Genomic DNA, 14,635 nt, shown 5'->3' with positions numbered 1-14,635 from the left:
TAAAACATGTACGCTAATCGAAGTTTTTCCGTCATTTTAGCGCACCATTATCGCAAAGGTATACTCCCCTTCCGGACGTGTCAGAAGAGTTAACTCAACGGTAATATTCGCTTACAGCGTCCGGCATACGTATACGGAATCGCCTACCTCCGCCTACCCTAAACGGATCGACACCGGTATGCCGTTAAACAGGACGTAGAGTATTACAGCCGCGATTACAACGCCGATAAATATAGCCGTCATTGTATCCGCCGTGTCTACCGTTTCGGGTTCGTTCCTCTTATCCGGATCGTTCATGGCGCGCCTCCTTCCGCTTGTATCGATTCGCCTTATACTGCGTTATCGCCGTCTTGTACGATTCGACAAATAGGCCGACCGGATTCTTAACGTCAATCTTCGGCTGGTTCGTGCGCAGGTCTATCGCAGTATACGCGTACTGTTCGGCTGCTATTGCGATAATCTCCGTATCCAGGCGGCCGCCGAAATGACGTGATAATGCCGCGTAGATGTCCGCGAAATAGAAATCAGCGACCGAATGCGTATCGTTTAGCGGTAGTCCGGAGAGGTGGCGAGATAAGGCGGAAAGAATCGGATTGGCCGCGTCATACATACATTCATTCTGTAAGTCATTATTATTTAAAGTCTTAATACCTTGGGTCGGATTCTCCGCGCTTGAGTTTTCCACGTCCGGTATTTCCGATTGTGGAGAATCAACGTGTGGGACAGGCGTATCCACTTCCGGATTATCCGTATATGGATCTGGCCGCTCATACACTACCGTTTCATAGCCGGTTATGCGTCCGTTCTCACGCGTCTGGTGGCGTTCAATATATCCGGCAGCTTCTAATTCTTTCAATGCGGAATAAACCGCGTCTTTGCCGTCTTTTGACCGCTTAACGAGATCGGATACGTATACGCGCCAGTTTGACGGCTTAGACAGCAGATAACCGAGTAGCCCCTTCGCTTTCCATGATAGGCGCTCGTCCGATAGGAAATACGGATCTATAATTGCGTAGCCGCTATCACGCTTCTGGACGCGGACGATGCCGCCTGATGGCTTCGTCATGTTATCGCCCCCCTCCGCTTAGTTTTAGCGGTAAGCTTCTGTACCGGACTCGCCTTTGAATGCTGCGCTTTGAGATCGTCATTGACTAGCGCAATATACCGCCTTGTCATTTCCATAGTCGCATGGCCGAGCGCTCGCTGTGTCGCAAAGGCATTCGCGCCGTTTCGTAAGAACTCAAGCGCAAATACATGGCGCAGATCATACGGACGGATATGCTTTCCGATCTGTTTACCGTATAACTCCAAGCGGTCGCCCCAGGTATGGCGATTTAATTTCCGCCCTTCATACGTGCAGAATATCGGAACATCATCCGACCACTCTTCCGCTCTGACGGATATAAGTTTGCGAATAGATTTAATTGTGATATCGCAAATAGGTAAAGTACGCGCGATTCTACTTTTCGCTACCTTTGACGGCACGTAAATTTCTTGCGCGGAATAGTTGAAATCTTGCGGCAGCAAGGACAGCGCCTCAGACGGACGTATGCCGGTGTCCAGCGTCAAAAGGATTAACGTGTAATCTCGCAAGCCTGCGAATGTCTTCTGGTCTGGCGCGTCCAGCAGCGACTTTAAAACGTCTGTTTCGACTGCTACCGCCCGATTCTCTATCTTGCGTTTCTTTAGATTGGCGAGTGGATTTGCGGAGATATACCCTTGTCCTACGCAGTATTTAAAGAATGCGCGAAGATAGGTTAAACGGCTGTTAAACGTGGCCGGCTTAATATCATCGGACATATGCGTAAATACAGCTTCCTTAAGCGCCTCCATCGAATCCCAGGCGTTAGGATACCGCTTGAATAGTAAATTGACGGTTCGATCGTAATCGTGCGCCGTCTGTTCGCTGATTCCGTCTAACTGCTTATGGCGCTGGAACTCCGATAGGACCTCGCGCCAATGCGGACAGGCGGATTCTTCCGGTTCTATAATCCGTAATCTGGACAAAACAAAAACGCCTCCTTATTCGGAGACGTCTTCGAGTACCTTGCGCGAGTCCTGCGTACCTGCGGAATGTTCCGTTACAGATACGAAGGACCTCACCGCTATTCCGCCCAATTTTCCGTTGATGTGAGCGCATTTTTCCGCGTAATGCCGAGGACGGGGGTCGAACCCGTACGGTAGTCACCTACCGCAGGATTTTAAGTCCTGTGCGTCTGCCAATTCCGCCACCCCGGCATGATATATCGTCTTGGCGACAAGAACGATAATAACATGCTTGGCAGCTCATTGTCAACGACAAATGATTGGCAGCTATTTAGAAATATCAATAAAGCCTTCCCCGAACACATCCCGCACGTCATGAATACTGACGAAGGCATTCTTGTCCTCGGCGCGGACAATTTTTTTCAGCATGGCGATTTCCTGCTTGCTGATGACGATATACAGCACATCCTTGGGCTGGCCTGTATAATAGCCATATCCCCTCAGTACGGTCACTCCCCGATCCAGCAATTCCATCACCCGAACGGCAATCCGGTCATGATGGCTGGATATAATTGTGACCGCTTTTTTCGGATTCAAGCCCTCAATAATAAATTCCATAGCTTTCGTTCCGATGTACAAAAGGACCACGGTGAACATCACCTTCTCCACACCAATAACAAATACTGAAATTGCCGCCACAATCAGGTCAAAAAACAGCAACGCATAGCTCACATTCCAGTCCCAATACTTCGTCGCCAGCCGCGCCAAAATCGTCGTGCCGGCCGTCGTACCGCCTACCCGGATGATCAGCCCGATCCCGACACCTGCCAGCAGGCCCGCAAAAATAGCGTTAATAACCGGCTCACTCGAAGCTATCCGCCAATGCTCCGTCAAATGGAGAAACAGCGCATTAAAGCCCACCGCAATGATCGTGTACACGGTAGTTGTTTTATCCAGCAGCTTGTAACCGACCAGCAGCAAGATCCCATTCAACAGAATGCTAACCACCGCAGGTGACCAGCCCAGCAAATAGTAAAGGATAATCGAGATCCCGGTCACTCCGCCCTCCCCAAAATCATTCGGGATGACGAATACATTCACAGCCAGCGCGAACAAAAATCCGCCGATGATCAGCATCAGCATATCGTATAGTCTTTTTTTCATCCTCTTTCATTCCTCCACCTGGCGATAAATCACCATAAAAAAAGCGATTAAAGGAATAAACATCCCTTTAATCGCTCAAAGTGCATCGCTGCAGTCTTTAGCTCTTTTAACAATCTCCATTATAGTAATCGTGCTCCAGTTTGTAAACAACAAAAAGACACTGCGATATCCGCAGCATCTATGGTATATGCTCTAAAGTATAAACCATCCGGATCTCTATGTATGGCCAGGCACGAAATGTCTAAGCCATTGGCGGCTGATGGGGTCCCGGATTCTGATCCCTCAACACGTGAGGAGGCGTATCAAAAACATATGGCGGTGCTGGTGGAAGCTGTGGTGCAGGCGCAAGCGGCTCCGGATGTGCAACGTATTGGAATGTTCCTCCATCCGGTGCCGTACCCTGAGCCCATGGCCCGTAGGCGCTGGCGTCTCCCCGGGAGAAGTTATACAGCACATGGGACACCGCTTGAATCTCGCATTCCTTCGGGAAGGTAGACGGAACAATTACCCCTTCCTTCTCCTCCAGCTCCCGAATTGCAGCAATCCACTGATTCTGATGCATGGTGTCTCTCGCCAGAAGCCAAGACAGCATATCACGCACGCCACGGTCATTCGTCATCTGGTACAATCGGGATACCTGAAGACGCCCCTGGGACTCGGCCGTTAGATTCATGCGGAAATCAGCTAACAAATTCCCGCTCGCGGCAATGTATTTACCATTCCAGGGGTAACCGTTGCTGTCAGACGGCGCCGCACCCAGACCCGTAACGATCGCATGCTGTGGATTACTCCCCCCGATAATGGCAGCCACCACCGGATCTCCCATCGCCTGCTCCAGCGTTTCCATGGGTGCATTCTCCAGCAGCCGGGCGATCATGGTAGCAAGCATCTCAACATGAGCCAGCTCTTCCGTCGCGGTATCCATCAGCAAATCCTTATACTTGCCGTCCCCACGCACGTTCCAGCCCTGAAATAAATACTGCATCGCCACCGTGATTTCTCCAAATTGACCTCCCAATACCTCCTGCAGCCTTCTCGCAAATACCGGATCCGGGCAGTCTGGCTTAGCATGATATTGCAGCTCTTTAATATGAAAGAACAAGGATCGTCACCTCTTTGTAGAGTTATACCTGACTGTATGTGGCGAATGTCGTCGGTATGATACCTTTACTGCAAAATAATAATCCAAAACGATCAACTCCTTGTACCCGAAACAAGGTCCAAGCCTTACATTCAAGAAGCGCGGTTCGTGCCTTTCTTACGACGCATAGCCAAAATGTTCTCTGTTCGAAACACCCTTGGAGCACCTGACTTCAAGCAATCTGCCCGTACCAGATGGCCCCTAACGCCAAGCACTTCGATCTCCCGCTGCGTGATCGCTCCCAGCCGGTCTATATAAATAATTTCAACAATATCTCCAATGTACTTGCGTATATTATTCATGAACAGCCCCTCCTCATCCAATAAAAGAGAACACTTGTTTGTGTTATATACTTATTATACCCGAACACTAGTTCTCTAATCAATGGCTAAATATCGATGTGACGGTGCACTAAGGAAGTATATGGAACTTTATCAACGCGCCTACGTAGTCCTTTTTACGAGGTGATTGAGATGTTTTCCATGGTTCTGGGATTAACACTGTTGTATGTTGGAATTCAAATATTTCGCCATCCTGATGCTGATCTTCTTCGCTGGTTCTCCCAAATTCCGGAGGAAGTAGTTCGAAGCAAAGAAGAATTGCTAAAAGAACGAATCGGTGCTCTGCTCACCATTTTTTTAGGCATTGTGATGTCATTGTCAGGAGCGCTTTCTTTTTTCGATGCTTCCAGTCTCGGGCTATTTATCTTTAGTTTCATATTGGGCTTGATTACAGTAATATTTGGCATTTATGCGGTCAGAAATCCGGAATGGGGCTGGCTGCAAATGCTCGGATTGGATACAGAAAACGACGATTTGCATCGTTGGTTTATCCGAATCATTGCTAAAGGCGTTGTGATATTTGGGCTCCTGTGTATGCTGCTAAGCGCCCAGTTTCTTTTTGCATAAAATATGTTCACGCTGAATGTCATCCTTCATAGGAATCAAATCTGTTTCGAAATGAGGTGTAGCTGCTTGAAGAAGATCGAACATTTATTGCATTTGTGTATTGGAGGCACTGTACTTTTCGGAGGAATTTTTGTGTCAAGATATTTTATAAAGAAAGAATTTAGTGGAATTGAGCTAGGTCTAGCCAGTATCTTGCTTCTTGCTATCCTATTTATTAGATATTGGAAAAAGATGAGGAGATAAACAGCGGCGCCTACGGTCAGAAACGATGATGCTATAAAATCAGCTCATTAAATGTTATGTGACCATTTATGTGACCAAATTAAAAAATCAGGAGTAAAACGGTATTAATTTACTTTCCCCATCAACCCCCATAAACAGCAAAAAACCCTTGCAGCGCAAGGGTTTTTCAATAAGTGGGCCCTGAGGGACTCGAACCCCCGACCAGTCGGTTATGAGCCGACCGCTCTAACCAACTGAGCTAAGGGCCCTGATCATATACCAAATCCTATAAGTACATTATCAAGTAAGAACATTGGTTGCGGGGGCAGGATTTGAACCTGCGGCCTTCGGGTTATGAGCCCGACGAGCTACCGAGCTGCTCCACCCCGCGTCAATAAAAAATCAAACAGCGACAATAAATAATATACATGATCTCGCAGCAGCAAGTCAAGTCTGAAATTCTGGAATTCACAGTGTGGCCTCGGGTTATCTTTGCCAGTTATGAATTTAAGGAAGATATCGGACTCCATATTTGCCCTTTCGAGAGCGGTACACTTCAACGGCTCGAGGATCACCATAGCCAAACAGCCAGGCATCCTGCTCCAACCGCTTGGCGAAGCAGCCTGCCTGGAATTTGGTGGTATACAGCTTGCCATAATAAACCCAGTTCATTGGTATCATCTCCCTTTGAGCATGTCTAACGCAGTGTCGTTAGTATGCCCAAAGAGCCCGATTACATGCCAGGCTCACCCTGATCATTCTTCAGCTTCACAAGCTTCCATAGATCGTAATTTATTTATCATCCGGAGACTTTACCGCAGAAGCCTCTTTACTGTCATCCCTATCGGGATCATCAGCGGTACCGTTAAGCTCCGGTTCAGCAGCAGAAGCTGCAGAACTCCGGGAGTCCGGCTCAAGAAAGCCGTAATAAAGAATGCGCATCATTTGCTCCCCCACAGCATTAGGACTTCCCAATCCTTCATACCAGGGTACTCGTGCAGAGTATTCTTTGATGAAGCTAAGAAAGGCCACGAGAATATGGGGAGAAATATCCTTACGGATCTGCCCTTTTTGCTGACCTTTAAAAATCAGAAGCTGCAGCTCAGGAAGCACCTTTTGTTGATGAAAAGACAGCATTTTGTCCATCTGCTCCGGAAATTTTGCCAGATCCGATACGAATGGCTCACTGACGGCCGGAGAGAAGCGTTCCTGCTCTTGATACAGCCTCGTAAATGCTTCCAGAGGGTCCTTCGCCTCATCCAGCAACTCCTGAAGCTGAGCCCAGGACTCTGCTATCATTAAATTCACAACCTGATCCAGGAGGCCTTCTTTACTCTGAAAATGATTATATACCGTCATCTTCGACACCGGTACAGCTTCAGCAATCTCCTCCATGCTTGTCTGCATGATGCCTTGGGATAGAAAAAGAGACTTGCCGGCCTCCAGCATCGCTTTTCGTTTCGCAGTTGTCATCTACGGAATATCCTTTCTCTGCAGCAGCGCAACACCCACGACCAGCCCGGCAGCATACAGGCCTAACGGCACCAGCCACCCTGCCGCGCCCAGTCCCCCGCCGCTGACGATATCTGTTGCATCCACCAGCTGATACGGAGAGAGCAGTGCAATCAGCTCCATCCATTCGCTACTCCCGGACAGCATATCCAGGAAAAAAGCCAGTACAGCCACCCCGCACGCAATCCCCATAGCCGTCCGATCGGAAGCGAACCACGAGGTCAGCATATACCCAATCCCCATAAAGCACAGCACGAGCAAGTAGCCCGACCACAGCAGCAAAAGCACTTGGCTCCATGAAAGCTCACCCGATGCCTTGCTGTAAAGAAGCACCAGCAAAATGCCGCTGCCTGCAATATACACCAGGCTCATATAAATCCAGTGCGCTGCCGCTTTGGACCAAAATATACCCGAACGACGGTAAGGAAGCGTGAACAGGTATTCACCTGTGCCGCGATCCTTCTCCTTGGCAATGCTTCCCGCAGCCCAGGCAGCAGCAAATGAAGATAAAATCACGATGAAATATGGAAACACCTGTGTCGCCAAATACCCCTGCAGCGTGCGGAAGCTTTCGACATCCAGACCAAAGGCCTGAACCAATCCCGGCGGCATGCTTCCCAGCAGTCGCTCCATTTCGGGATTATCCACGAATGCATCTGCCTTAGCCAGCAGCAGCAGAATGAAGACGACCGTTACCCCAAGACACGTAAAAAAAGCACGTCGATTCTGCCGCAGCTCATGAGAAACAATGTTCCAGCTCACGCTTCTTCCCCCTCTTCATTACGTGCCTTGTAATCGTCCATGAACAGCTCCTCCAGCGTCGGCCGGCGAATTTCCAGATCCTGCACCGGCAATCCCGACAACGCGGCAAGCAGCGAAGACAGCTTCGGTCCTGATGCCTCCAGCGTATGATATATGCCGTCAAACTGTATTTGAGCATCCAGCTCCTTTAGCGGCAAGGTCTCCCTCTGATCTCCCGGGGTATCAAATTGCACGGAGACCCGGTGTGTACGACCAGAAGACAGCTCTTCAAGCCGATTGACCCGCAGCAGCTGTCCTTCCTTAATAAAAGCAACCCGCTCACAAAGCTTCTCCACCTCAGATAACACATGCGTCGAGAAAAAAATAGTCATGCCCTCCTGACGGTTCAGCTCTGACAGCAATTGAAACAGCTCTCGCTGGATCAGCGGATCCAGTCCAGAGGTTGGCTCATCCAGAATAAGCAGCTCGGGCTGATGCAGCAGGGATAGGATGATACCGAGCTTTTTCCGATTACCCAATGAGTAAGATTTCATTTTCAAATTCGGATTCCACTGCAGCCGTTCTGCGTAATTCATGGCTGGTGTATCCTTGAGCCTCCGTCCGTAGGCCCGGGCAGTGAGCTCCAGCGCCTGCTTTCCCGTCATTTGGGGATAAAGCATCACTTCAGACGGCAGATAACCTATACGCTTGCGCAGCTCCGGCTTTTCTCGATCCAGAGCCTCTCCCAGCACCTGCAGGGATCCGGATGTCGGATGAATCAGCTGCATGAGCATACGGATGGTTGTAGACTTTCCAGCTCCGTTGGGACCAATAAACCCGAAGATTTCCCCTTGCCGCACCTCCATATTCAGTCCCGTAACCCCGATCCGTTGTCCATATTGCTTGCTGAGGCCTACCGCTTCAATGGCGAGCATAACCACACCTCTTTTATACTTTTATTTTACTCATAGTCTAATTATATGTTAATAAAAAGCTATAATTCAATATATTTTATACTTATAATCATAATCATATAAAAATCACGAGTCATCAATGCCACTCCACCACCTACATCCACGCAAAAAAAGACCGAAGCTCAAAGCCGCCCCTCAGGCAGCCGTCTTCGGTCTTTGTCATATAGCTCCAGTTAAGTGAAAATGCGCTACTGCTTCTCGCCGTAGGCAGCCGGATTGGCTCTAAAGGATTGCAGCAGCTCCAGATCTTCCTTCTGGATTACACCCTTTTCGAGAGCTACTTCGGTCAACGCCGTGTAGTTAGAAAGGCTTTGCAGCGGCACACCCGCTTCCTCAAACGCCTTCTCGGCCTTGTCCAGCTGATAGCTGAAAATCGCCAGGACGCTTTGAACCTGTGCACCGGCTTCCTCTACAGCCTTCGCCGCTTTAATAGAGCTTCCCCCGGTGGAGATTAGATCCTCAATTACGATGGCCTTCTGACCCGGCTTGATCTGTCCTTCGATCAGATTCTCCTTGCCATGGCCCTTGGCCTTATCGCGGATATAGGCCATAGGCAGATTCAGCTTCTGGGCAACCCAGGCAGCATGAGGAATGCCAGCTGTTGCCGTGCCTGCAATGACGTCCGTGTCCTGGAACTGCTCCCGAATGATCGCCGCAAAGCTCTCCGCTATGAAGTCCCGAACTTGTGGATGAGACATGGTCAGCCGGTTATCGCAATAAATCGGAGATTGAATGCCGGATGTCCAGGTGAAGGGGTGATGCGGACGCAGGGCGACAGCTTCGATCTCCAGCAAATACGATGCGATTTGCTGAGGTACTCCGTTCAAGGTATTCATGTCAACATCATCTCCTCTATAATTTGCTCTGCAGCTTCCCTCGGATTCTGTGCAGCTGTAATCGGACGTCCCACCACCAGATAATGGCTGCCGCGGGCAATCGCTTGTCCCGGGGTAAGCACGCGGGACTGATCGCCAATACCGCTGCCGGCAGGACGGATACCTGGGGTCACGGTCTGAAACTGCGGACCGCACGCCGCTGCAATAGCTGTCACTTCGAGAGAAGAAGCTACCACACCGTGAAGGCCTGCCTGCTGCGCCATTTTAGCATAACGAACAACCGCATCCTCTACAGTTCCGGAAACGCCAATCTCCTCGTTCATCATCTGCTGACTCGTGCTGGTGAGCTGAGTGACCGCTATGATGGAGGGCATGACAAGGCCCGGGGTTTCCGCAACGGCTGCTTCGGCCCCGTCCTTGGCTGCTTCCATCATCTGCACGCCCCCGGCTGCGTGCACATTAAACATGTCCACACCCAGACGTGTTACGCTATGAGAGCCGCCCTTTACAGTGTTGGGAATATCATGCATCTTCACATCCAGAAAAACACGGTAGCCCCTAGCTTTCAACGCCCGGACAAAATCAGGTCCCGCCGCATAAAAAAGCTGCATGCCTACCTTCATATAGCACGGGATGCCTTCCAGCTGACGGATCAAATCAGATGCTTGGGAAGCATCCGGATAATCCAGGGCCACCATCAGGCGGCCCGCCATGGATTCATAACCGGTATTCATGAAATTCCTCCCTCTTTTTACTGTAGAACCGGCATCGCTTCCGAAGTGAAGTTAATTGTCTCCAGCATCGTCAGCAACTCACGTACAGTATCCAGAGAGGTCATGCATACGACTCCGTTCTCAACCGCTTCACGGCGGATTCGGAATCCGTCACGCTCCGGAGTCTTGCCTTTGGTCAAGGTGTTGAAGACAAAGTTCGCTTCACCCGTCCGGATCATATCCAAAATGTTCGGGGCACCCTCAGACAGCTTGTTGATCGTCGTTACATCCAGCCCTGCTTCCTGCAGCGCCTTCGCAGTACCGCCTGTCGCGAGAATTTTGTAGCCCAGCTTGTGGAAGCCCTTCAGCAGTTCAGTCGCCTCCGCTTTATCCTTGTCGGCAATCGTCGCTACAATGGCTCCTGTGGAAGGAATCTTCATGCCTGCACCGATCAGACCTTTGTAAAGTGCTTTGGCATATTTCACGTCACGGCCCATAACCTCACCCGTGGATTTCATTTCCGGACCCAGGGTTGGCTCAACACGGCGCAGCTTCGCGAAGGAGAATACCGGTACCTTTACCGATACATACTCGCTCTCTGGCCACATGCCTTCCTGATAGCCCAGATCCTTCAGCTTGCTTCCCAGAATCGCCTGGGTTGCGAGATTCGCCATCGGGATTCCCGTCACTTTGCTCAGGAATGGAACTGTCCGGGAAGAACGAGGATTCACCTCAATCACGTACACCTCATCCTTGTAGATGACAAACTGGATGTTGACGAGTCCGTAGGTTTTCAGTTCCTTCGCAATCTTGATCGTAATTTCCGTGATCTTGTCCTTCAGCTGCTGGCTCAGATACTGCGGCGGGTATACAGCGATGGAGTCGCCGGAGTGAACTCCTGCACGTTCCACATGCTCCATGATACCTGGAATCAGAACGGTCTCTCCGTCACAGATCGCATCCACTTCCACTTCTTTGCCCAGCATGTAGCGGTCAATCAATACCGGATGCTCCGGATTAATCTTCACAGCCTGCTCCATGTATCCCAGCAGCTCGCTGTCGGAGTAGACAATTTCCATCGCGCGTCCGCCAAGAACGTAGGACGGTCTTACCAGTACCGGATAGCCCAGCGATTGCGCAGTGCCTACCGCTTCATCCACTGAGGTCACGGTGCTGCCCTGAGGCTGTGCAATGTTCAGACGGGAGAGCAGCGCTTCGAATTTCTTGCGGTCCTCCGCTTCATCAATGCTGGCAAGACTCGTACCCAGAATGTTAACGCCTGCTTTTGCGAGCGGCGCAGCCAGGTTGATCGCCGTTTGACCCCCGAACTGGACAATTACGCCGATTGGCTTCTCCTGCTCGATCACATTCATGACATCCTCGAAGAACAGCGGCTCAAAGTACAGTCTGTCAGATGTACTGAAGTCCGTCGATACGGTCTCCGGGTTGTTGTTAATAATCACCGCTTCATAGCCGGCTTTTTGAATGGCCCATACGGCATGGACGGTCGAGTAGTCGAACTCGATGCCCTGTCCGATACGGATCGGTCCTGATCCCAGCACGACAATCTTCTCTTTGGCAGAGCCGATCACTTCATTCTCGGTTTCATACGTAGAGTAGTAGTACGGTGTGGACGCTTCAAACTCGGCCGCACAGGTGTCTACCATTTTGTATACCGGACGAAGTCCGTGCTCATGACGCAGGAAGCGGATGGACTCTTCCGTTGTGTGGGAGGACGCCCCGCCTTCTGTGCGAAGCTCGGCGATTGCGCGGTCGGTAAAGCCCATGCGCTTGGCTTCGTACAGTGTTTCATAAGTCAGCGATGCTTCGCTGCGGATGTGCTCCTCATACTTGATAATGCCCTCCAGCTTGTCAAGGAACCACCAGTCGATATGGGTAAGGTCCTGAATTTGCTGCAGTCCGTAGCCGCGGCGGAACGCCTCGGCAACCAGGAACATCCGCTCATCATCCGGCTTGACCAGGCGCTGCTGCAGAACTTCCTCGCTCAGAGAAGCAGCCTCCTTCAGATGAATGCGGTGCACGCCGATTTCAAGGGAACGAACCGCTTTGTGCATCGACTCTTCAAACGTCCGGCCAATCGCCATAACCTCGCCGGTGGCCTTCATTTGCGTACCCAGCTTACGGTTGGCCGAAGTGAACTTGTCGAACGGCCAGCGTGGAATTTTGCTGACGATGTAATCCAGGGTTGGCTCAAAGCAAGCGTAGGTTTGGCCTGTAACCGGATTGACAAGCTCATCCAGCGTGTAGCCCATCGCAATCTTCGCTGCCATTTTGGCAATCGGGTAGCCTGTCGCCTTGGATGCAAGCGCGGAAGAGCGGCTTACCCGCGGATTTACCTCAATAACATAGTATTGATAGCTGTTTGGATCCAGCGCAAACTGCACATTACATCCGCCTTCAATATTGAGGGCACGAATAATTTTCAGGGATGCCGATCTCAGCATCTGGTATTCACGGTCGGACAGCGTCTGGCTCGGTGCCACAACGATACTGTCTCCGGTGTGTACGCCTACAGGGTCAAAGTTTTCCATGTTACAAACGACGATACAGTTATCGTTCGCGTCCCGCATAACCTCGTACTCTACTTCTTTCATGCCGGCGATGCTCTTCTCGACGAGACACTGGTTGATCGGGCTGTAGCGGATGCCGGAGGATACGGTCTCACGCAGCTCCTCCTCATTCGCACAAATACCGCCGCCGGTGCCGCCCAGGGTGTATGCCGGACGCACAATCAGCGGGTAGCCGATTTCATCGGCGAAATCCAGCGCTTCCTGCAGTGTAGTTACGATCGTGCTCTCTGGAACCGGCTGCTCCAGCTCATGCATAAGTGCACGGAACAGATCACGGTCCTCCGCCTTCTCAATAGAGTTCAGCTGGGTTCCGAGCAGCTTCACATTCTCCTGCTCCAGAATGCCGGCACGAGCAAGCTCTACCGCCATGTTCAGGCCCGTCTGGCCGCCAAGCGTCGGAAGCAGTCCATCCGGACGCTCCTGGCGGATAATCTGTGTTACAAAATCCAGCGTAATGGGCTCAATGTATACTTTGTCAGCCATATTGGTATCGGTCATGATGGTGGCCGGGTTGCTGTTAATCAGGACAACCTCGACGCCTTCTTCCTTCAAGGCCTCGCAAGCCTGGGTACCGGCATAGTCAAATTCTGCAGCCTGACCGATAACGATCGGGCCAGAGCCGATAACCAGAATTTTTTTGAGTTGTTCGTTTTTAGGCATATTAGCGAGCTCCTTTCACGGCTGCAGCGAGTTCCGCCTGGCGCGGCTTGCGAATTTCATTGGTTTTATGCTGACGAATCATTTCCAGGAAATCATCGAAGAGGTAGCTGCTGTCATGAGGACCTGGCGCAGCTTCCGGATGATACTGCACGGAGAATGCCGGATACTTCTTATGCTTCAGGCCTTCTACGGTTTTGTCATTGTTGTTGATATGAGTTACTTCAAGATCAGTGCTTGCCACTGAATCCTCTTTCACTGTGTAGCCATGGTTCTGCGAAGTGATGTAGCAGCGGTCTGTCGCCAGTTCTTTCACCGGATGGTTGCCGCCGCGATGGCCGAACTTCAGCTTCTCGGTGTCTGCACCGGAAGCCAGCGCGAATAGCTGGTGACCCAGGCAGATGCCGAAGATCGGGTATTCTCCGAGCAATTCCTTAATCATATCCACGGCATATGGAACATCTTTCGGGTCCCCAGGACCGTTGGACAGCTGGATGCCGTCCGGATGAAGGCGGCGGATTTCATCAGCCGTGGTATCATGCGGAACCACGATCACGTCACAGCCGCGGGCAGTCAGCTCACGCAGAATGCCGCTTTTTGCGCCGAAGTCAACCAGAACGATCCGTTCTTTTTGACCCGGGCTGGTGAACATTTGCGGAGTTGAAGTACGCGCAACCTGGTTGCGCAGCTGTGGAATCGACGTGTCTGCCATCATCTCCATCAGCTCTTCGACTGATTTGCTTGACGTGGTCAGAATTCCCTTCATCGTACCATGGTGGCGGATGATTCGGGTCAGCATACGGGTGTCAATGCCGCTGATACCGGGGATGCCATACTCTTTAAGCAGGCTGTCCACGCTGTATTCTGCACGCCAGTTGCTTGGAACAGGCTCATGCCGGCGGACGACAAAGCCGTGTACAAAAGGACGGATGCTTTCAAAGTCATCCCGTGTAATCCCGTAGTTGCCAATCAAAGGATACGTCATGGTCACGATCTGACCGCAGTAGGACGGGTCGGAAAGTACCTCCTGATATCCGGTAATCCCTGTATTAAATACGACTTCGCCAGTCATTTCAGCATCTGCGCCGAAGGATTTGCCGTTGAACAGCGTTCCATCCTCCAGTAACAATCTAGCCTGTGCCTGCATTCCATTCACTCCTGTCATCTATATGTTAAATAATTTATAATGT

At 50.9% G+C, this 14,635-nt stretch carries 15 protein-coding genes and 3 tRNA genes; 1 reads left to right on the top strand and 17 read right to left on the bottom strand.

What is annotated here, in order from left to right; genetic code table 11:
- Window positions 1–153: 153 nt before the first annotated feature.
- The 7 genes from ACH6EH_RS10360 to ACH6EH_RS10330 form a co-directional block, all read right to left on the bottom strand.
- Window positions 154–297 (bottom strand): hypothetical protein, encoded by a 144-nt coding sequence (locus tag ACH6EH_RS10360; RefSeq protein WP_397332245.1) that lies wholly within the window; start codon window positions 295–297, stop codon window positions 154–156.
- Window positions 281–1,066, bottom strand: a complete 786-nt coding sequence (locus tag ACH6EH_RS10355) for a helix-turn-helix domain-containing protein (protein WP_397332244.1) — start codon at window positions 1,064–1,066, stop codon at window positions 281–283. Before ACH6EH_RS10355 ends, ACH6EH_RS10360 begins: the two co-directional genes overlap by 17 nt.
- Window positions 1,063–2,007 (bottom strand): tyrosine-type recombinase/integrase, encoded by a 945-nt coding sequence (locus ACH6EH_RS10350; protein ID WP_397332243.1) that lies wholly within the window; start codon window positions 2,005–2,007, stop codon window positions 1,063–1,065. Before ACH6EH_RS10350 ends, ACH6EH_RS10355 begins: the two co-directional genes overlap by 4 nt.
- A gap of 145 nt (window positions 2,008–2,152) precedes the next feature.
- Window positions 2,153–2,238 (bottom strand) — tRNA-Leu (locus ACH6EH_RS10345).
- A 75-nt stretch (window positions 2,239–2,313) separates the two neighbouring features.
- Window positions 2,314–3,150, bottom strand: a complete 837-nt coding sequence (locus ACH6EH_RS10340) for a YitT family protein (protein ID WP_397332242.1) — start codon at window positions 3,148–3,150, stop codon at window positions 2,314–2,316.
- 241 nt (window positions 3,151–3,391) lie between these two features.
- Window positions 3,392–4,252: a manganese catalase gene (locus ACH6EH_RS10335; protein ID WP_397332241.1), complete on the bottom strand. Its 861-nt coding sequence runs from the start codon at window positions 4,250–4,252 to the stop codon at window positions 3,392–3,394.
- Window positions 4,253–4,383: 131 nt separating this feature from the next.
- On the bottom strand, window positions 4,384–4,593 hold the full coding sequence (locus ACH6EH_RS10330) for a hypothetical protein (RefSeq protein ID WP_138225327.1): 210 nt from the start codon (window positions 4,591–4,593) through the stop codon (window positions 4,384–4,386).
- A 162-nt stretch (window positions 4,594–4,755) separates the two neighbouring features.
- On the opposite strand from ACH6EH_RS10330, the gene ACH6EH_RS10325 reads away from it, so the two are divergent.
- Complete coding sequence (locus ACH6EH_RS10325; protein WP_397332240.1) at window positions 4,756–5,199, top strand: hypothetical protein; 444 nt, start codon at window positions 4,756–4,758, stop codon at window positions 5,197–5,199.
- A gap of 417 nt (window positions 5,200–5,616) precedes the next feature.
- On the opposite strand, the gene ACH6EH_RS10320 is transcribed toward ACH6EH_RS10325, so the two are convergent.
- From ACH6EH_RS10320 to carA, 10 genes are all read right to left on the bottom strand, one after another.
- Window positions 5,617–5,690 (bottom strand) — tRNA-Ile (locus ACH6EH_RS10320).
- A 45-nt stretch (window positions 5,691–5,735) separates the two neighbouring features.
- A tRNA-Met gene (locus tag ACH6EH_RS10315) sits at window positions 5,736–5,812 on the bottom strand.
- A gap of 116 nt (window positions 5,813–5,928) precedes the next feature.
- Window positions 5,929–6,093, bottom strand: coding sequence for a hypothetical protein (locus ACH6EH_RS10310; RefSeq protein ID WP_175415243.1), 165 nt, complete (start codon window positions 6,091–6,093; stop codon window positions 5,929–5,931).
- A gap of 120 nt (window positions 6,094–6,213) precedes the next feature.
- Window positions 6,214–6,894, bottom strand: a complete 681-nt coding sequence (locus ACH6EH_RS10305) for a TetR/AcrR family transcriptional regulator (protein WP_397332239.1) — start codon at window positions 6,892–6,894, stop codon at window positions 6,214–6,216.
- Window positions 6,895–7,695 (bottom strand): ABC transporter permease, encoded by an 801-nt coding sequence (locus tag ACH6EH_RS10300; RefSeq protein WP_397332238.1) that lies wholly within the window; start codon window positions 7,693–7,695, stop codon window positions 6,895–6,897.
- Window positions 7,692–8,609 carry an ABC transporter ATP-binding protein gene (locus ACH6EH_RS10295; protein WP_397332237.1) on the bottom strand — a complete coding sequence of 306 codons (918 nt, stop codon included), beginning with the start codon at window positions 8,607–8,609 and terminating at the stop codon, window positions 7,692–7,694. The genes ACH6EH_RS10300 and ACH6EH_RS10295 overlap by 4 nt, the downstream gene beginning before the upstream one ends.
- A 227-nt stretch (window positions 8,610–8,836) precedes the next feature.
- The gene (gene pyrE, locus ACH6EH_RS10290; RefSeq protein WP_397332236.1) at window positions 8,837–9,484 is read right to left on the bottom strand and encodes an orotate phosphoribosyltransferase; all 648 of its coding nucleotides are present in this window, start codon (window positions 9,482–9,484) and stop codon (window positions 8,837–8,839) included.
- Window positions 9,481–10,218, bottom strand: a complete 738-nt coding sequence (gene pyrF / locus ACH6EH_RS10285; protein WP_397332235.1) for an orotidine-5'-phosphate decarboxylase — start codon at window positions 10,216–10,218, stop codon at window positions 9,481–9,483. Before pyrF ends, pyrE begins: the two co-directional genes overlap by 4 nt.
- A 17-nt stretch (window positions 10,219–10,235) precedes the next feature.
- Window positions 10,236–13,448 (bottom strand): carbamoyl-phosphate synthase large subunit, encoded by a 3,213-nt coding sequence (carB, locus tag ACH6EH_RS10280; protein WP_397332234.1) that lies wholly within the window; start codon window positions 13,446–13,448, stop codon window positions 10,236–10,238.
- Window position 13,449: 1 nt separating this feature from the next.
- On the bottom strand, window positions 13,450–14,592 hold the full coding sequence (gene carA / locus ACH6EH_RS10275; protein ID WP_138225318.1) for a glutamine-hydrolyzing carbamoyl-phosphate synthase small subunit: 1,143 nt from the start codon (window positions 14,590–14,592) through the stop codon (window positions 13,450–13,452).
- Window positions 14,593–14,635: the final 43 nt, after the last annotated feature.

Origin of the sequence: Paenibacillus sp. JSM ZJ436, from assembly GCF_044383795.1 — a bacterium.
Taxonomy (GTDB): Bacteria; Bacillota; Bacilli; order Paenibacillales; family Paenibacillaceae; genus Paenibacillus_AQ; species Paenibacillus_AQ algicola.
This window is presented reverse-complemented; position numbering and strand designations above follow the sequence as displayed.

What these genes read in the sequence shown, in the direction of transcription:
- carB (WP_397332234.1), bottom strand. Translation starts at nt 13,448, where the DNA reads ATGCCTAAAAACGAACAACTCAAAAAAATTCTGGTTATCGGCTCTGGC.
- ACH6EH_RS10355 (WP_397332244.1), bottom strand. Translation starts at nt 1,066, where the DNA reads ATGACGAAGCCATCAGGCGGCATCGTCCGCGTCCAGAAGCGTGATAGC.
- ACH6EH_RS10310 (WP_175415243.1), bottom strand. Translation starts at nt 6,093, where the DNA reads ATGAACTGGGTTTATTATGGCAAGCTGTATACCACCAAATTCCAGGCA.
- pyrE (WP_397332236.1), bottom strand. Translation starts at nt 9,484, where the DNA reads ATGAATACCTTGAACGGAGTACCTCAGCAAATCGCATCGTATTTGCTG.
- ACH6EH_RS10295 (WP_397332237.1), bottom strand. Translation starts at nt 8,609, where the DNA reads ATGCTCGCCATTGAAGCGGTAGGCCTCAGCAAGCAATATGGACAACGG.
- ACH6EH_RS10340 (WP_397332242.1), bottom strand. Translation starts at nt 3,150, where the DNA reads ATGAAAAAAAGACTATACGATATGCTGATGCTGATCATCGGCGGATTT.
- ACH6EH_RS10330 (WP_138225327.1), bottom strand. Translation starts at nt 4,593, where the DNA reads ATGAATAATATACGCAAGTACATTGGAGATATTGTTGAAATTATTTAT.
- ACH6EH_RS10360 (WP_397332245.1), bottom strand. Translation starts at nt 297, where the DNA reads ATGAACGATCCGGATAAGAGGAACGAACCCGAAACGGTAGACACGGCG.
- pyrF (WP_397332235.1), bottom strand. Translation starts at nt 10,218, where the DNA reads ATGAATACCGGTTATGAATCCATGGCGGGCCGCCTGATGGTGGCCCTG.
- carA (WP_138225318.1), bottom strand. Translation starts at nt 14,592, where the DNA reads ATGCAGGCACAGGCTAGATTGTTACTGGAGGATGGAACGCTGTTCAAC.
- ACH6EH_RS10305 (WP_397332239.1), bottom strand. Translation starts at nt 6,894, where the DNA reads ATGACAACTGCGAAACGAAAAGCGATGCTGGAGGCCGGCAAGTCTCTT.